Here is a 16,332-nt window from a genome sequence, read left to right on the forward strand (position 1 = left end):
CGTCTTTTGCCGCGGTGAGGGCGAGGGGCCAAAGGATCGGGCCACGCGTCCTTTGACGCGGTGCGGCGAGGGGTCAGATGTCGGCGAACAGCCGCGTGGCGGCCGTCTCGATGCGTCGCTGGATCTGGTCATAGGTGCGCCGCCCTCGCAGCATCTCCAGCAGCTCCTGCACCCACACGCTCGCCAGCGAACCCGCGAGGTCGATCTGCTCGTCGCCGGCCTCCTCCAGCGTCAGCCCGTCGGCCGAGACCCGCAGCAGCAGCCCCGTCATGCGGTCGCCGAACGGCGTCTGCACCTCGGCCATGATCAACGACCGGATGAGCGCGTCGGCCAGCTCGGGCTCGCGCATCAGCCCCCGGGTGGCCCGCATCAGCACGTCGACGGCCCGGCTGGACGGCGTGGCGGCCCCCGGTGGACGGCGCTCGATGCTGCTCTCCAGCAGATCGATCTCCTCGCCCACCACGGCCACGACGAGATCCATCTTGGAGGGGAAGTATCGGTAGAGCGTGCCGAGCGCCACGCCCGCGCGCTCGGCCACCGTGCGCATCTGCATGGCCTCGACCCCGCCGCGCGAGGCCAGCGCCGCGGCGGCCTGGACGATGCGCTTGCGGCGTTGGTGCTGGCTACGCGTACGGACGCTGTGCCCGCCCGGCGCGGGGTGGCTCTCCATGGTCCCCTCGGGGTCGCTGGGGGGCGCGGCGACTGACGCGTGCGTGGAACGCATGAGAACACGTTATCTGATTTCTCGATTACAGGGCTTGTTACTCGCGGGTCACAAACGAGCTGTATTGGCCCATGTCTCCGGCGTTACCCGCATATAACACGCATTATTGGCAGGGAAGACCTCTGGACAGATATTAGAATCTGTTCTAGTTTGCGAGTCGGCTTACCTAGCGCTTGCTGGAGGAGCGATGGCCGCGGACACGCTCGCCTCCCTGCTGATCACACGGGCCGAGGACGATCGACCTGGGCTCATGTTCGAGGACGACGTGTGGACGTGGCGCGAGCACGTCGCCGCCTGCCTGGCCGCCGGGGCGTGGCTGTCCGCACGGGGAGCGGCCAGGCACGTCGGGGTGCTGAGCGAGAACGTCCCCGGCCTGCTCGTCCTCATCGGGGGAGCGGCCGTGGCCGGGCATGTGGTCGTCGCGCTCAACCCGACGCGCCCGGCCGACGAGCTGATCCGCGACGCCCGCGCCACCGACGTGGACCTCGTCCTTGCCGACGCCCCCTTCGCCGCCCTGGCCAGAGAGGTCGCCGAACCTCTCGGTGTGCCGCACCTGCCTCTGGGGCTCGACCTGTTCCGCACCCGGGAGCGGATGTTCGGGGACACGCCCGCCCCCGGCGACCTGGTGATGCTGATCTTCACCTCGGGCACCTCGGGCCGCCCCCGCGCCGTCCGGATCACGCAGCGCAAGCTCGCCGTCCCCGGGCTCAGCCTGGCGGCCCTGCTCACCCCCGGCGACGTCGTCTACTGCTCGATGCCGCTGTTCCACTCCGGCGCCCTCATGGCCGCCTACGCCCCGGCCGTGGCGTCGGGAGCGGCGCTGGCGCTCAGGCGCCGGTTCTCGGCCTCCGGCCTGCTGCCCGACCTCAGACGGTACGGCGCCACGTACCTCCACTACGTCGGCAAGGCGCTGTCCTACGCCCTGGCCACGCCGGAACGACCGGACGACCCCGACAACCCGCTCAGGATCGCGTTCGGGAACGAGGGCAGCGCGGCGGCGACCAGGAGGTTCGGCCAGCGGTACGGGTGCCGGGTCATCGACGCCTTCGGCTCCACGGAGACCGCCATCTCGTTCACGCCCGACCCGTCGGCGCCGCCCGGCTGCCTCGGACGCCTGCCCGACGGCGTACGGATCCTCGACCCCTTCACCGGACGGCCCTGCCCGCCCGCCCGCATCGAGGACGGCCGCCTGCTCAACCCGGACGAGGCCGTCGGCGAGCTGGTCAACACGGCCGGGCTGGGGCTGTTCGACGGCTACTACAACGACCAGGAGGCGGACGCCGAGCGGATCAGGGACGGCGCGTTCTGGTCCGGCGACCTGGCCTACGCGGACCAGGACGGCCACGTGTACTTCGCCGGCCGGGGCACCGAACGGCTGCGCGTGGACGGCGAGAACCTGGCGGTCGCGCCCATCGAGGCCGCGCTGCGGGAGTTCGGCGGGGTGGTGGAGGCGGCGGTGTACCCGGTGCCCGACGCGGCGGCCGGTGACCAGGTGATGGCGGCGCTCGTGCTGGCGGGCGACTTCGACCCGGCGGCGTTCACCGCCTTCCTGGCCGCCCGCCGCGATCTGGGCGCGAAGTCCCTGCCGCGCTACGTCCGCCTTGCCCGTGAGCTTCCGCAGACGCCCTCGCACAAGGTCGTCAAGCGGCACCTCGCCCGCGAGGCGTGGCGTACGGCGGACCCGGTCTGGTGGCGTGCCCCGGGCGGGCTCCGGCCGCTGACCGACGCGGACGCCAAGGGCATCGAGGAGGAGTTCGTACGGCACGGCAGGCATCACCTCTTGGAGACGTAGGGATTGGGAGACGCGGTGGATTTCAACCTGGACGAAACTCAGCAGGATCTGAAGAAACTGGCGGCCGACGTCCTGGACCGGGACGGGGACGAGGAACGGCTCTGGCAGGCCGGGCTGATGGGCGTGTGCGTGCCGGAGGAGGCGGGCGGCGCCGGGCTCGGGCCGGTGGAGATGGCCGTGGTGCTGCGGGAGGTGGGGGCGCGGGCGGTCGCGGTCCCGGCGTTGCCGACGCTGGCGGGCACGCTCGTCCTAGCCCGCCACGGCAGCCCTGACCAGCAGCGGCGCTGCGCGGGCCGGGTCACGCTCGCGCTGCGCGAGCCGGGCCGCGCCCTGGCGCACCCGCCCGCGACCACCGCCCGCCCGGCTGGCGGGTGGGTGCTGGACGGGCGCAAGGTGTCGGTGCCGTACCCCGGGGCGGCGGTGCTGGTGACCGCCGACGAGGGGCTGTTCCTCCTGGACTCCCCGACCGCGACCGCCGAGTTCACCTCCACGGGCGAGCCGGCGGGCACGATCGTGCTCGACGGCACCCGGGCCGAGCACGTCGCGGGGCCCGAGGCGGTGGCCGACGCCCGGCACGTGTTCACGGCCGCTGTCGCCGCCCAGGCCGCCGGCGTGCTGGCCGGGGCCCTGGAGCTGACCACCGCCTACATCAGGCAACGCAAGCAGTTCGGGCGCGCGCTGGCCGAGTTCCAGGCGGTCACGATGCAGATCGCCGACGTCTACATCGTCGGCCGGGCGCTCGACGTGGCCATGTGGTCGGCGGCCTGGCGGCTCGGCGAGGACCTGCCGGTCGAGGAGGACCTGGCGCTGGCCGCGTACCACGTGGGCGGGGTGGTCCGGGCCCTGCACACCTGCCAGCACCTGCACGGCGGCCTCGGGCTCGACGTGACCTACCCGCTGCACCGCTACTTCGCCCAGGCCAAGCACCTGTCCCACCTGCTCGGCGGCGCCGACGCCCAGCTCGACCTGATCGGAGCGCTCGTCTGATGCTCGTCGACCTGACCCCCGAGCAGCGCAGGCTCCGCGACGAGCTGCGCGAGTACTTCCTGGGCTGCCTGACCGCCGAGGACCGCGCGAAGATCGCCGGGGACCCGTTCGGCGAGGCGTACATGGAGCACTGCCGTCGGCTCGGGCGCGACGGCAAGCTCGGCCTGGGCTGGCCCAAGGAGTACGGCGGAGCCGGCTACGGCCCCCTGGAGCAGCAGATCTTCGCCAACGAGATCGCCCGCGCGGGAGTGCCGTACCCGATCATCACGGTGCAGACGGTCGGGCCCACGCTCATGCAGTACGGCACCGAGGAGCAGAAGAACCGCTTCCTGCCGAGCATCCTGGCCGGGGAGTGCCACTTCGCCATCGGCTACAGCGAACCGGAGGCGGGCACCGACCTGGCCTCGCTGCGCACCACGGCGGTGCTCGACGGCGACCACTACGTCGTCAACGGCCAGAAGATCTTCACCAGCGGCGCCCACTACGCCCAGTACATCTGGCTCGCCGCCCGCACCGACCCCACGGCCAAGAAGCACAAGGGCATCACCATGATGATCGTCTCCACGGACGACCCCGGCTTCTCGTGGACCCCGATCATGACCATGGACGGCCGCCACCACACCAACGCCACCTACTACTCCGACGTCCGCGTCCCGGTGGACCTGGTGGTCGGAGAGGTGCACCGGGGCTGGGACCTGATCGTCAACCAGCTCAACCACGAGCGCGTCACCCTCGGCCCGGCCGGCAACCTCGGCCAGACCTACGACCGCTTCCGCGCCTGGGCCCGCCGTACGGGCCTGGACGCCGACCCCGACGTACGGCGGGCGCTGGCCCTGGTGTGGGCCGCCTTCCGTACGAACGAGCTGCTCAACTGGCAGGTCGCGGCCAACATGGACCTCGGCTGGCTGGGCGCCCCCGACGCGTCGGCCACCAAGATCTACGGCTCGGAGCGCATGCAGGAGGCCGGCCGGATCGTCGGCGACGTCCTGGCCAGGTACGGCGACCCGTCGGACCCGGAGACGGCCGAGCTGCTCGAACGCGTGGACCACGGGGTGAAGGGGGCTGTGGTGCTGACGTTCGGCGGCGGGGTGAACGAGGTGCAGCGCGAGCTGATCGCCATGCTGGGCCTGGGCCTCCCGAGGCCGCCGCGATGACCGGCCGTGACGCCGTGCCCAAGCCCGAGAGCGTGCCCGACGAGGAGTTGCGCGAGCTGGCCGCCAAGCAGGTGGCGCTCGGCGAGGTGCGCGGCGCCCCTGCGGCCGACCCGGTGAACGTCCCCATGATCAGGCACTGGCTGTCCGCCATGGGCGACACGAACCCCGCCTACCTCGACCAGGGCCTGGCCCCGCCCGCGATGGCCCAGGTGTGGACCATGCGCGCGCCGGGAGGCAAGGACCGCTCGCCGGTGGACGAGCTGATGGCCGCGCTCGACCGGCACGGCTACCCGGGCGTGGTGGCGACGAACTGCGAGCAGACCTACCACCGCTACGTACGGGTCGGGGAGCTGCTCACCCCTGCCACCCGGTTCACCGACCTGGCCGGCCCGAAGCGTACGGCGCTGGGGGTGGGCTACTTCGCCACCTGGACCATCACCTGGTACGCCGACGACGGGGAGCCCGTTGCCGAGATGCTCTTCCGGGTGCTGAAGTTCCGGCCGCCGGAGCGGGCCGAGGCGCTGCCGCCGTACCCGCTGCGGCCGGCCGTCAACCAGGACACGGCCTTCTTCTGGGACGGCGTCAAGCAGGGCGAACTGCGGGTCCAGGCGTGCGCCGACTGCGGCGAGCTGCGGCATCCGCCCGGCCCGCTGTGCCCACGCTGCCGTTCTGCCGATCGCGGGCACACGGTCGCGAGCGGCCTGGGCACGCTCTTCAGCTACGTCGTGCACCACCATCCGCCGGTGCCGGGGCGCGAGGTCCCGTTCGTGGTGGGGGTGGTGGAGCTGCCGGAGGGCGTACGGATGGTGGGCAACGTGGTCGGGTGTCCCGTGGGGGAAGTGGAGATCGGCATGCGGTTGCGGGTGACGTATCGGGCCATGGACGCGCAGCTCGTCCTCCCCATGTGGGAGCCGGCGTGATCGGGGCCGCGCTGCCGGAGCTGGCGGTCGACCTCACTCCCACGGTGGTCGTCTCCACGGCCCTGGCCACCATGGACTTCACGCCCGTGCACCACGACACGGCGCTCGCCCGCGCCCAGGGCTCGAAGGACATCTTCCTCAACATCCTGACCACCATGGGTCTGGTCGAGCGCTACGTCACCGACTGGGCGGGGCCGCGGGCCGTCATCAAGAGCATCAACGTCAAGCTGGGCGTGCCCGCGTACGCCGGCGACCGCCTCACCTTCAGCGGCACGGTCGTGTCCCACGACCCGGGCGCGCGGGGCGACCGGCTCACGGTCGAGGTACGCGGCCGGGTGAGCCTGGGCGACCACGCCACCGCGACCGTCACCTTCGTCCAGGGGGAGGATCAGTGAATGCGGCCATAGCGGGCATCGGCGCCACGGAGTTCAGCAAGGAATCGGGACGCTCGGAGCTGCGCCTGGCCGCCGAGGCCGTGCTGGCCGCGCTCGACGACGCGGGCCTGTCGCCCGCCGACGTGGACGGCCTGGTCACCTACACCCAGGACACCAACCAGGAGATCGCCGTCGCCAGGGAGACTGGGATCGGCGAGCTGACGTTCTTCTCCCGCGTCGAGTACGGCGGCGGCGCGGCCTGCGGCACCGTCGCCCACGCGGCCATGGCCGTGGCCACCGGCGCAGCCCGCACCGTGGTCTGCTACCGGGCCTTCAACGAACGCTCCGGCCGCCGCTTCGGCCGCCCCAACGCGGACCTCACGGCCCACCCCACCTCGCAGGGCCTGGAGATGAGCTGGCACGTGCCGTACGGGCTGATGACGCCGGCGGCCTGGGTGGCCATGTTCGCCCGCCGCTACATGCACGTGTACGGCGCCTCCTCCGAGGACTTCGGCCGCGTGGCGGTGGCCATGCGCAGGCACGCGGCGACCAACCCGGCCGCCTGGTTCCACGGGCGGCCCATCACGCTGGAGGAGCACCAGGCGTCCCGGTGGATCGTGGAGCCGCTGCACCTGCTCGACTGCTGCCAGGAGAGCGACGGAGCCGTGGCCCTGGTCGTGACCTCCGTGGAACGCGCCCGTGACCTGCGCAGATCCCCGGCGCTGATCACGGCCGCGGCCCAGGGCGCGGGCGCGGACCAGATGATGATGACCAGCTACTACCGCGATGACCTGACCGGGCTGCCGGAGATGTCGGTGGTCGCCCGCCGCCTCTGGGAGACGTCGGGGCTGTCGCCCGCCGACATCCAGACGGCCATCCTGTACGACCACTTCACCCCGTTCGTCCTGGCCCAGCTCGAGGAGCTGGGGTTCTGCGGGCGCGGCGAGGCGCCGGGCTTCCTGCGGGAGGAGGGCATCGAACTGGACGGACGCCTCCCGGTCAACCCGCACGGGGGGCAGCTCGGGGAGGCGTACATCCACGGCATGAACGGCATCGCGGAGGCCGTACGTCAGGTCAGGGGCACGGCGGCGAACCAGGTGCCGAATGTCACGAACGTCCTCGTGACGGCGGGCACCGGCGTGCCGACGAGCGGCCTCATCCTGTCGGCGGGCTGAGGCTCAGCCGGTCCAGGCGCCCGCCACCTGGTGGGTGGTGGCGTTCAGCCGGTTCCACAGGTTGATCAGGCCGATGCTCATGACCAGCGCGGCCAGCTCGGTCTCGCTGAAGTGGCCGGCCGCCGCGCCCCACACCTCGTCGGACACGGCGTCAGGACGGTCGCTCAACCGCGTGGCGGCCTCGGTGAGGGCGAGCGCGGCGCGTTCGGCGTCGGTGTAGTAGGGAGCGTCGCGCCAGCCCGCCAACGACCAGATCCGCTCGTCGCTCTCGCCGCCCTTCTTCATGTCGCGCGCGTGCATGTCCAGGCAGACGCCGCACCCGTTGATCTGGCTCGCGCGCAGGGCAACCAGGTCGCGCACCCGCTTGTCCAGCCCGCTGTCCTCGATGCTCTCGCCCAGCGCGTGCAGGGCCCGCATCGCTCCCGGCAGTACGGCGGCCGGCTGTCCCATACGTGCTTCCATCGTCGCCTCCAAGGCGGTCCCGGGACCGACGGCGTCGCGTCGGCCCGCACTCCTCATGGGGATGACTCGGGCCGACGGAGGAACGTGACAGCTTTCACGGAAAGCCGCGGCGCGCGGGGCAGGGCTGCGGGTCAGGGCTGGCCGAAGATCGGCATGGAGAAGAACACGATCATCGCGATCGCCACGCACAGCAGGAACCCGACCAGCTCCCACACCCAGTCGTAGTGGCGGTCCTTGCGGCGGCGCACCTTCGGGGGACGGCCGCTCTCCGGTCGGCGCCTGGGCTTGGGACGGGCGCGCACCGGGCGCGGGGCCAGCGGCGACGAGTCAGACTCGGCACCGCTCCTGGACCCGGTCCTGGTCTTCGGGTTCGGCACCGTGTCCGGGTTCGGCACCGTGTCCGGGCTCGTGCCCGATGACGGCTCTGGTTTCGTGCCCAGCCGGTACACCGGCTCGGCGCCGGGCTTGGAGCGCGGCTGGAACAGCGGGGCCGTCTGCTCACGCACCGGCTCCTCCGCCGTCCGCGCGGGTGGCAGGCGGCGGAACTCCTCCGGCGTGGGCTGGGGCTGGAGGGACGGCGGCCGGGGCCGCTCGGGGCGGCGCGGCTCGGCGGCCGGGCGGGTGGGACCCCCGTGGACGAGGACGTCGCCCGTCATGTACGGGTCGGGCGCGTCCTTCGGCAGGATCACGTCACCCGTCGCGAACGGCTCGGCCGCCGTCGCCTCGGGCGCCGCCAGGAAGAACGGCCGCTCCTCGGGCGGGGGACCCGGCCTGGCCGCCGGCGAGAGGCGCTCACCGAGGCCGAGCGGGTCGCGTACGTCGAGGGGCTTGCGGAAGGCCCGCGTGGACCCGAGCGGGTCGCGTAACCGTACCCCCGGCCCCAGCGCGTCTCTCGGCGGCGAGAGCGGGTCGCGCAGCTTGGGCATCGGGGCCGTGGTCGCCTCGTGCTCGGACACCCGCGACGGCGACGGGGGCGTCAGCAGCTCGGCGGGGAAGATCACCGTGCTGCTCGCCGGATCGGCCTCGGCCAGCGGCTGCGGCCAGACCGGCGGGCTGGGCCAGCGCGGCTTGACGAACAGCGGCGCGGGCGCGGCCGTACGGGAGCCCGCGAACTGGATGCGCAGCGCCCCCGGCGGCTGCGGCCAGGGCAGGCGGCCGAGCACGTCGCGCAGCGGCGCCACCCCCAGCGCGCCGTAGATGTCGGCCACCGGCTTGGGCACGCGGAGTCCGGTCGAGGCCAGCCCCGCCCCCAGCGACTGCCTGAACCGGTGTCCCGCCCCCACCGCCAGCTCCTGCGCGGTGTCGGGGGCGACGTCGAGCACCCACGCCAGCTCGGCCTTGCTCAGCCCGCACACCGCGCACAGCACCAGCACTTCACGCTGGTGGGGACGCAGCTCGCGGAGGGAACGCTCGATGAGCGACGTGGCCGGGTCGATGAGCGGATCGACGGCCGGCGGCGCGTAGACGACGTCCCGCCGGTGGACCTCGCGGCGGGCCAGGGCGTAGAGAGCGGCACGGGGCGGCGCGGCGGCCGGGACGCCGGTGAGTACGGACACCAGGACGTCGGACGCCGAGCCGAGGTCGCCGAGCTGGTCAGCGCAGTACGCGAACAGCCCGGTGGCATGGAGGTCGTAGAGCTCTGCGATCAGTTCGGCGCGCTGGCGCTGATCGGTGAGCGGCAGGGACACGGGGCCGGATCCTCTTGCTGGGTGCGGACGCTGAGGTGAGGGAGGGCGTCAGGAGTTGTGAGCTGAAGCGTCAGGAATCGTGAGGGCAATCATGCCAACTCCTCCTGGTCTGGCGCACTACCAGATGCGGATTTCATCCGAAACTCCTACATCGCCTAATGCGTCAAGTGAAGCGTTTAAGGGAATCCCGGGACGACATGGGCCTTCAGGTCGCCGTAGTCTGTGGGTTCACCAGATCATGCGGCGGTCGTGGCAGGGGGTCGCGGCGCTGCCTCCGAAGCCCTAAGCGAGAGTTCGCGCGTGATCACATTCGACTCTGTCACCAAACGCTATCCAGACGGAACGGTGGCCGTGGACCACCTCAGCCTCGAGGCGCCCACGGGTGAGATCACCGTGTTCGTCGGCCCGTCCGGATGCGGGAAGACGACGTCCCTGCGGATGATCAACCGCATGATCGACGTCTCCGAGGGGAGGATCCTCCTCGACGGCGAGCCGGTGCAGGACATCGACCCCCCGACGTTGCGGCGCGGCATCGGCTACGTCATCCAGCAGGCCGGGCTCTTCCCCCACCGGAAGATCGTCGACAACATCGCCACCGTGCCCTACCTGCTCGGCTGGGACAGGAAGAAGGCCCGCGCCAGGGCCATGGAGCTGCTGGAGCGCGTCGGTCTCGACCCGGCGCTCGCCCAGCGCTACCCCTTCCAGCTCTCCGGCGGCCAGCAGCAGCGCGTCGGCGTGGCCAGGGCGCTGGCCGCCGACCCGCCCGTGCTGCTCATGGACGAGCCGTTCAGTGCCGTCGACCCCATCGTGCGCACGAGCCTGCAGGACGAGTTGCTCCGGCTCCAGAGCGAGCTGAACAAGACCATCGTCTTCGTCACCCACGACATCGACGAGGCCATCAAGCTCGGCGACCGGGTGGCCGTGCTGCGGGTCGGCGGCAAGCTGGCCCAGCTCGCCGACCCCAAGACGCTGCTGGCCGAGCCGGCCGACGACTTCGTGCGCGAGTTCCTGGGGCACGACCGGGGGATCAGGCGGCTGCAGTTCATCTCGACCGGAGGGCTGCGGCTGCGTACCGATCTGACCGTCGCCGATGACGTCGGCCCTGACGCCGGCGCCGGGACGTCCGAGCCGTGGCTGCTGGTCGTGACCGGAGACGGCAGGCCGGTCGGCTGGCGGTCGGGGCTGCGCTCGGGCGAGCTGGAGCCGTACGGGGCCTACGTGCACGGCCGCGACAGCATGCGCGCCGCCCTGGACGCGGCGCTGCTGTCGCCGTCCGGCTGCGCGGTGGCCGTGGACGGCGACGGCAAGGTCGTCGGCGTGGCCACCAAGGAGGCGCTCGACCAGGCGCTGGCGGAGGCCGCACATGGGTGACGGCCCTCCTTCCATCTGGGAGTGGATCGGGCGCAACTGGGACACCGGCCGGGCCGACAGCATCAGGAACCTGCTCACCGACCACCTCACGATGTCGCTCGTCCCGATCCTGCTGGCGCTGGTCCTGGCCCTGCCGCTGGGGCTGGCCTCCGTCCGCTGGCGCTGGCTCTACCAGCCCACCACCGGCCTGATGAACGTCGTGTACGCCCTGCCGTCGCTGCCGGTCTTCATGCTGCTGATCTCGGTGACCGGGTTGTCGCAGACCACGGTCATCATCCCGCTGACCTTCTACGGCATGGCCGTGCTGATCCCGGCCGTGGTCGACGGGCTGCACTCGGTGCCCGACCACGTACGCCAGTCGGCCGTGGCCATGGGCTTCACCCCGCTGCGCCGGCTGCTCCAGGTCGAGCTGCCGATCGCGGCGCCGGTCGTGCTGGCCGGGCTGCGGGTGGTCGCGGTCTCCAGCATCAGCCTGGTCAGCGTGGGCGCGCTGATCGGGCAGGGCGGGCTCGGGGGGCTGTTCACGCGGGCGTACCAGAACCCGTTCATGCCGCCGGTGATCGTCGGCATCGTGCTCGTCGTGGTGCTCGCGCTGGTCGCCGACGGCCTGTTGGTGCTGGCGCAGCGGCTGCTCACCCCCTGGGTGCGCGCGCGGAAGGGGACGGCGTCATGAGCTGGCTGACCGCGTTCTTCGACTGGCTCGTCCAGTTCTTCGGCACCGGCGACAACTGGTCGGGCACCGACGGCATCCCCGTCCGCCTGCTGGAGCACCTGGAGTTCTCGGCGCTGGCGCTGCTGCTGGCCGTGCTGATCGCGGTGCCGCTGGGCCTGCTGATCGGGCACACCGGGCGGGGCGGCGTGCTCGTCGTCATCTCCGCGAACCTGGCCAGGGCGCTGCCCACGCTGGGGCTGCTGGTGATGTTCGTGCTGCTGCTGGGTACGGCCTCGATCTGGCCGGTGATCATCCCGCTGGTGCTGTTGTCCGTGCCGCCGATCCTGGTCAACACGTTCGAGGGCGTCAGAGGGGTCGATCCCGAGCTGCGTGACGCGGCGTACGGGATGGGGCTGCGCGGCGGGCAGGTGCTCGGGCGGGTGCTGGTGCCGGTCGCGCTGCCGCTGATCCTGCTGGGTTGCCGCCTGTCGGCCATCCAGGTCGTGGCCACGACCACGGTCGCGGCCTACACCGGTCTCGGCGGTCTCGGCCGCTATGTCATCGACGGTTTCGCGACGAAGGATTACGCGAGCGTCGTCGGGGGTTCTGTACTCATTGTGCTGTTCGCACTGGTTGTGCAGCTCTTGTTCGCGCTCGTCCAGAGAGTGGTGGTCTCTCCCGGGGTGAGCCAACGGCTGAAGATTCGGTAGTCTCCTGTATTACCTCCCGGTTAGAAGGGAAAACAAAATGAGACGCAAGTACGGCATCGCGGGGATGCTCCTCTCGGCGATGCTCGCGCTGTCCGCCTGCGGTGGTGGCGGCGGCACCGGGGGCAACCCGCTCGACAACGCGAACCTGGCCCCCTCCGGCTCGGCCTCGGCCGCCGGCGGCAAGGCCGTGATCGGCTCCTTCGACTTCGACGAGAGCGTGCTGCTGGCCTCGATCTACGCCCAGGCGCTGGAGGCCAAGGGCGTCCAGGTGGAGGAGAAGCCGCGCATCGGCAGCCGCGAGGTCGTCTACGACCAGGTCAAGAGCGGCGGCCTGACGATCGTGCCCGAATACAACGGCAACCTGCTCGCCTTCATCGACAAGGAGGCCACCGCCGCGACCACCGACGCGGTCGACGCGGCGCTGAAGGAGAAGCTGCCGCCCGAGCTGGAGGTGCTCGACTCCTCGCCGGCCGAGGACAAGGACACCCTGTCGATCTCCAAGGACACCCAGACCAAGCAGTCGCTGAACTCCATCGAGGACCTCGCCAAGGTGGCCAAGGACATGGTCGTCGGCGGTCCCCCCGAGTTCAAGGACCGGTGGGAGGCGCAGTTCAACGAGGTCTACGGCCTGGTGTTCAAGGAGTGGAAGCCCACCGGGCCGACCACGTCCGACGCCATCAAGGACGGGACGATCCAGGTCGGCAACGTCTTCTCCACGGACCCGAAGATGACCTCGAACAACCTCGTCCCGCTCGAGGACCCCAAGAACATCTTCCCCGCCCAGAACGTGACCCCGCTCCTGCACAAGTCCTCCGCCGACGACACCATCAGGACGACCCTGAACGGCATCTCGGCGAAGCTGACGACGGAGTCCCTGCTGGACATGATGCAGAAGATCTCCGTCAACAAGGACGAGCCCGCCACCGTGGCCAAGGAATGGCTGACCACCAACGGCCTGGCCTGACCGGCGCCGCGCGGACGAGGGTCTCCTTCCCCGGGAGGCCCTCGTCGGCCGTCGTCTCCGTCCTAGGGTTGGCCTCGGAGGTGGTGGCGCGGTGAGTGAGCTGTTCACGGAGGCGATGTCCCAGTTGGCGGCCGGGGTGGCGGTCATCACCGCCCGCGACGGCCGCGACGACCTCGGCACGACGGTGTCGGCCCTGATGTCCGTCTCCCTGGAGCCTCCGCTGGTGCTCGTGAGCCTGGCCGGCAGCGGCTACCTCAACGAGGTGCTGCTCAGGCAGGACCGCTGGGCCGCTTCCCTGCTGTCGTCGGGGCAGGCGGCGATCGCCAGCCGCTTCGCCACCGCCGGCCGCCCGAGCGCCCGCCTCCTGGTCGCCGGCATCCCCCACCACCGGGGGCCGCGGACGGACGCCCTGGTGGTCGAGGGCGGCGTGGCGGCGATCGAGGCCGAGACCGTCCAGGTGGTGCCGGCCGGAGACCACACGCTCTTCGTCGCCGCCGTCCTGGCCGTCGACTACGTGGACCCCGCGCATCAGCCCCTCGTGCGCCTGCGCGGCCGCTACCGCTCGACGGTGATCTCCTGACCCGCCGCACTCATGGCGGGCTCAGCGGATGGCGTACCAGGCGGGCAGGATGAGCGGGCCGGCCGCGGGCAGGCCCAGCTCGGCCGACAGCCGGGCCAGCGGCCCCCACGCGTCCAGCCGGATCCTGGCCAGCGCGGCCGACTTGTCCTCGCTGGACTCCGGCCCACGCAGCCGTTCGAGCGGGTTGAGCCGGGGATAGACGCGTACGGGCGCGTCGTCGGCCAGCCCGGCCCGCTTCCTGGCCAGGGCCAGGGCGTCCTCCAGCCCGCCCAGTTCGTCGACCAGCCCGTGGGCGTGCGCGTCGGCGCCGGTCCAGACGCGGCCGCGGGCGAGTTCGTGGGCGCGTTCGCGGCTGAGGCCGCGGCTCTTGGCGACCTTGCTCACGAAGTCGTCGTAGATGCGGTCGAGCCAGGAGTTGACCCGCTCCCACTGCTCGGGCGAGAAGGCGCGGGAGGTGGAGAACATGCCGGCGTTGGCGCCCTCCGCCACCATCTCCGAGGTGATGCCGAGCTTCTCCAGCAGCTCGGCGAAGACGGGCTTGCCGCCGTAGACGCCGATCGAGCCGGTCAGCGTGCCCGGCTGGGCCATGATCACGTCGGCGGCCATCGCGACGAAATAGCCGCCGGAGGCCGCCACGTCGCCCATGGACACGATCACCGGCTTGACCTTGCGGGTCAGCGTCACCTCGCGCCAGACGGTGTCGCTGGCCACGTAGGAGCCGCCGGGGCTGTCGACCCGGAACACCACGGCCTTGACGTGCTCGTCCCTCCGGGCGGCGCGGAGCGCGGCGCTGATCGTGTCGGAGCCCATCGCGCCGCCCCCGCCGAGCGGGCTGCGGCCGCTGCGGCCACTCTTGATCATGCCGTGGCCGTGGACGAGCGCGACCCCGTGGGCCATCGGCTGCGGCAGCTTGCGGACGGCGGCGCCCCTGGCGTAGCGGGAGACGTACAGCAGGTGGGCCTCGTCGCCCGCCGCCCGCATGACGACGTCGTAGACCTCGTCGCGGTAGGCCAGCTCGTCGACCAGCCCCGCCTCCCGCGCCTCGGCGGCGGTGAACGGGCCGCGGTCGATCAGCTCGCGTACCTTGCCGGGGTCCAGCCTGCGGCCGTCGGCGATGCCGGCGACGAGGCTCTCGGTGACCGACTCGACGATGCGCCCCGTGGACTCGCGGTGCGGGCCGGTCATGTGGTCCTGGGTGAAGGTGTTCACGGCGGTCTTGTACTCGTGGCGCTGACCCGCCTCGTAGCCGACGCCCAGCTTGGTCAGCGCGCCCTTCACGAAGCGCTGCTCCAGCGCCACCCCGGTCAGCCCGACGTCGCCGCTGGGCTGCAGGTAGAGCTTCTCGAAGGCGGTGGCCAGGTAGTAGGGGACGGTGCCGCCGCCGAACTCGCCGAACGTCTCGGCGAACGCGATGGTGAGCTTGCCCGAGGCCCGGAAGCGGATCACGGCCTGGCGCAGCTCCTGCACCATGGCCAGCCCCAGCGGGTGACCGCCGATCTTCACGACGAGCGCCTTGACCCTGGGGTCCTGCCTGGCCCGCTTGAGCCCGGAAAGGACGTCGGCCAGGCGCGTCTTGCGCATGGACAGCACCGCGGCGAGCGGATCGGCGGGCGGGCCCTCGGTGAGGCCCTCCGTGAGATCGAGCTCCAGCACCAGCGGGCCCGTGCGCCGCTGGCGAAGCCTGCCGACGGTTTCGTAGATCGCCTTGCCTGCGTCCATACGTGTCACCCTAAGCGACACATTTTCCAAATGCGTTCGCGGAATCCGGCCGGGCTCACAGCGTGACGACGACCTTCCCCGCCGCGTGGCCCTCCTCCTGGTAGCGGACCGCCGCCCGCAGCTCCTCGAACTTGTAGCCGCGGCCGATCACGGGCCGGACCATGCCGTCCTCGATGAGGTCGGTCAGCTCGATCAGGTTCCGCCGGTTCTCCGTGCACCGGATCACGTCCGCGAGCACCGCCTTCTGGGAGGCGAACGCCGACGCCGCCACCATCCCGAACATCAGCCCCGCCGGTTGCAGCCACCGCCCGGCCGCCCCGCCGATCAGCACGCACACCCCTTTGCGGGTCAGCACCTTGCGGCACTGCGCGAACGAACGGTTGCCCGCGAGGTAGAAGAGCACGTCGTACCGCTCCCCGCCGCGGGTGAAGTCCTCCTTCGTGTAGTCGATGATCTCGTCCGCGCCCAGCGACCGCACCAGGTCGGCGTTCCTGCCGCTGCACACCCCGGTGACGTGCGCCCCGTACGCCTTGGCGAGCTGCACCACGAACGTCCCCACCCCGCCCGAGGCCCCGTTGACCAGCACCCGCTGCCCTGGCTCGACCCGCCCCGCGTCGCGTACGCCGATCAGCGCCGTCCCGGCCGCCAGCGGCACCGCCGCCGCCTCCTCGAACGACAGCGACTCTGGCTTCGGCGCCAGCTCGCTCTCCGGGACGCACACGTACTCGGCGAAGCCACCGCCCTTGGGCATCGCGAACACCTCGTCGCCCGGCTCGAAGTCCGCCACCTCGGACCCGACCGCCTCCACCACCCCGGCCACGTCCGCGCCCAGGATGGGGACCTTCGGCTTGCGCAGCCCGAGACCTCCAGGCATGAGCCGGGAGACGTAGGGCTCGCCGCGCATGAGATGCCAGTCCCAGGGCTGGACGGAGGTGGCGCGCACCCGCACCAGGGCCTCGCGGGGGCCGGGAACCGGCTTGGGGATGTCGGTGAGCTGGAGCGCGTCGGGCGGGCCGTAGTGCCGCAGGACGAACGCCTTCATCGTGATCTCCTCGTTTGC

Annotated in this window: 16 protein-coding genes; 11 read left to right on the forward strand and 5 right to left on the reverse strand. The window is 71.7% G+C overall.

The features are described from left to right. Positions 1-73: 73 nt before the first annotated feature. Positions 74-670, reverse strand: coding sequence for a TetR family transcriptional regulator (locus ACZ6S0_RS17505; protein ID WP_465919287.1), 597 nt, complete (start codon positions 668-670; stop codon positions 74-76). A 241-nt stretch (positions 671-911) separates the two neighbouring features. Here ACZ6S0_RS17505 and ACZ6S0_RS17510 point away from each other — a divergent pair, with 241 nt between their 5' ends. From ACZ6S0_RS17510 to ACZ6S0_RS17535, 6 genes are read left to right on the forward strand one after another with little or no spacing between them, the layout of a single operon-like run. After that, positions 912-2,516 carry an AMP-binding protein gene (locus tag ACZ6S0_RS17510; protein ID WP_465918213.1) on the forward strand — a complete coding sequence of 535 codons (1,605 nt, stop codon included), beginning with the start codon at positions 912-914 and terminating at the stop codon, positions 2,514-2,516. A gap of 15 nt (positions 2,517-2,531) precedes the next feature. Continuing rightward, positions 2,532-3,503 carry an acyl-CoA dehydrogenase family protein gene (locus ACZ6S0_RS17515; RefSeq protein WP_465918217.1) on the forward strand — a complete coding sequence of 324 codons (972 nt, stop codon included), beginning with the start codon at positions 2,532-2,534 and terminating at the stop codon, positions 3,501-3,503. Next, positions 3,503-4,657, forward strand: coding sequence for an acyl-CoA dehydrogenase family protein (locus ACZ6S0_RS17520; protein ID WP_465918220.1), 1,155 nt, complete (start codon positions 3,503-3,505; stop codon positions 4,655-4,657). Before ACZ6S0_RS17515 ends, ACZ6S0_RS17520 begins: the two co-directional genes overlap by 1 nt. Further along, entirely contained in the window at positions 4,654-5,577 is a 924-nt protein-coding gene (locus ACZ6S0_RS17525; RefSeq protein ID WP_465918223.1) for a bifunctional MaoC family dehydratase N-terminal/OB-fold nucleic acid binding domain-containing protein, read from the forward strand. The genes ACZ6S0_RS17520 and ACZ6S0_RS17525 overlap by 4 nt, the downstream gene beginning before the upstream one ends. Further along, positions 5,574-5,972 (forward strand): MaoC/PaaZ C-terminal domain-containing protein, encoded by a 399-nt coding sequence (locus tag ACZ6S0_RS17530; protein ID WP_465918227.1) that lies wholly within the window; start codon positions 5,574-5,576, stop codon positions 5,970-5,972. Before ACZ6S0_RS17525 ends, ACZ6S0_RS17530 begins: the two co-directional genes overlap by 4 nt. Beyond that, entirely contained in the window at positions 5,969-7,126 is a 1,158-nt protein-coding gene (locus ACZ6S0_RS17535) for a lipid-transfer protein (RefSeq protein ID WP_465918230.1), read from the forward strand. Before ACZ6S0_RS17530 ends, ACZ6S0_RS17535 begins: the two co-directional genes overlap by 4 nt. 3 nt (positions 7,127-7,129) lie before the next feature. Here the strand turns inward: ACZ6S0_RS17535 and ACZ6S0_RS17540 are convergent, their stop codons facing one another. Next, a complete protein-coding gene (locus tag ACZ6S0_RS17540) occupies positions 7,130-7,588 on the reverse strand; it encodes a carboxymuconolactone decarboxylase family protein (protein WP_465918234.1) in 459 nt (152 codons plus the stop codon). A gap of 131 nt (positions 7,589-7,719) precedes the next feature. Then, the gene (locus ACZ6S0_RS17545) at positions 7,720-9,276 is read right to left on the reverse strand and encodes an RNA polymerase sigma factor (protein WP_465918236.1); all 1,557 of its coding nucleotides are present in this window, start codon (positions 9,274-9,276) and stop codon (positions 7,720-7,722) included. 300 nt (positions 9,277-9,576) lie between these two features. On the opposite strand from ACZ6S0_RS17545, the gene ACZ6S0_RS17550 reads away from it, so the two are divergent. The 5 genes from ACZ6S0_RS17550 (at position 9,577) to ACZ6S0_RS17570 (ending at position 13,553) form a co-directional block, all read left to right on the forward strand. Next, positions 9,577-10,647 (forward strand): ABC transporter ATP-binding protein, encoded by a 1,071-nt coding sequence (locus tag ACZ6S0_RS17550; RefSeq protein WP_465918240.1) that lies wholly within the window; start codon positions 9,577-9,579, stop codon positions 10,645-10,647. Further along, a complete protein-coding gene (locus tag ACZ6S0_RS17555) occupies positions 10,640-11,320 on the forward strand; it encodes an ABC transporter permease (RefSeq protein ID WP_465918243.1) in 681 nt (226 codons plus the stop codon). The genes ACZ6S0_RS17550 and ACZ6S0_RS17555 overlap by 8 nt, the downstream gene beginning before the upstream one ends. Further along, positions 11,317-12,009 (forward strand): ABC transporter permease, encoded by a 693-nt coding sequence (locus ACZ6S0_RS17560; protein ID WP_465918247.1) that lies wholly within the window; start codon positions 11,317-11,319, stop codon positions 12,007-12,009. Before ACZ6S0_RS17555 ends, ACZ6S0_RS17560 begins: the two co-directional genes overlap by 4 nt. Positions 12,010-12,046: 37 nt before the next feature. Beyond that, a complete protein-coding gene (locus ACZ6S0_RS17565; RefSeq protein ID WP_465918252.1) occupies positions 12,047-12,973 on the forward strand; it encodes an ABC transporter substrate-binding protein in 927 nt (308 codons plus the stop codon). A 91-nt stretch (positions 12,974-13,064) separates the two neighbouring features. After that, complete coding sequence (locus tag ACZ6S0_RS17570) at positions 13,065-13,553, forward strand: flavin reductase family protein (protein WP_465918256.1); 489 nt, start codon at positions 13,065-13,067, stop codon at positions 13,551-13,553. A gap of 21 nt (positions 13,554-13,574) precedes the next feature. Here ACZ6S0_RS17570 and sppA read toward each other — a convergent pair whose 3' ends face one another. Both sppA and ACZ6S0_RS17580 read right to left on the reverse strand, forming a co-directional pair. Further along, positions 13,575-15,272: a signal peptide peptidase SppA gene (sppA, locus tag ACZ6S0_RS17575; protein WP_465918260.1), complete on the reverse strand. Its 1,698-nt coding sequence runs from the start codon at positions 15,270-15,272 to the stop codon at positions 13,575-13,577. 55 nt (positions 15,273-15,327) lie between these two features. After that, complete coding sequence (locus ACZ6S0_RS17580; protein ID WP_465918263.1) at positions 15,328-16,314, reverse strand: NAD(P)-dependent alcohol dehydrogenase; 987 nt, start codon at positions 16,312-16,314, stop codon at positions 15,328-15,330. Between the last annotated feature and the right edge of the window lie 18 nt (positions 16,315-16,332).

This window comes from Nonomuraea sp. NPDC051298 (assembly GCF_055586305.1).

What these genes read in the sequence shown, in the direction of transcription:
- ACZ6S0_RS17505 (WP_465919287.1), bottom strand. Translation starts at nt 670, where the DNA reads ATGGAGAGCCACCCCGCGCCGGGCGGGCACAGCGTCCGTACGCGTAGC.
- ACZ6S0_RS17510 (WP_465918213.1), top strand. Translation starts at nt 912, where the DNA reads ATGGCCGCGGACACGCTCGCCTCCCTGCTGATCACACGGGCCGAGGAC.
- ACZ6S0_RS17520 (WP_465918220.1), top strand. Translation starts at nt 3,503, where the DNA reads ATGCTCGTCGACCTGACCCCCGAGCAGCGCAGGCTCCGCGACGAGCTG.
- ACZ6S0_RS17525 (WP_465918223.1), top strand. Translation starts at nt 4,654, where the DNA reads ATGACCGGCCGTGACGCCGTGCCCAAGCCCGAGAGCGTGCCCGACGAG.
- ACZ6S0_RS17540 (WP_465918234.1), bottom strand. Translation starts at nt 7,588, where the DNA reads ATGGAAGCACGTATGGGACAGCCGGCCGCCGTACTGCCGGGAGCGATG.
- ACZ6S0_RS17555 (WP_465918243.1), top strand. Translation starts at nt 10,640, where the DNA reads ATGGGTGACGGCCCTCCTTCCATCTGGGAGTGGATCGGGCGCAACTGG.
- ACZ6S0_RS17560 (WP_465918247.1), top strand. Translation starts at nt 11,317, where the DNA reads ATGAGCTGGCTGACCGCGTTCTTCGACTGGCTCGTCCAGTTCTTCGGC.
- ACZ6S0_RS17565 (WP_465918252.1), top strand. Translation starts at nt 12,047, where the DNA reads ATGAGACGCAAGTACGGCATCGCGGGGATGCTCCTCTCGGCGATGCTC.
- sppA (WP_465918260.1), bottom strand. Translation starts at nt 15,272, where the DNA reads ATGGACGCAGGCAAGGCGATCTACGAAACCGTCGGCAGGCTTCGCCAG.
- ACZ6S0_RS17580 (WP_465918263.1), bottom strand. Translation starts at nt 16,314, where the DNA reads ATGAAGGCGTTCGTCCTGCGGCACTACGGCCCGCCCGACGCGCTCCAG.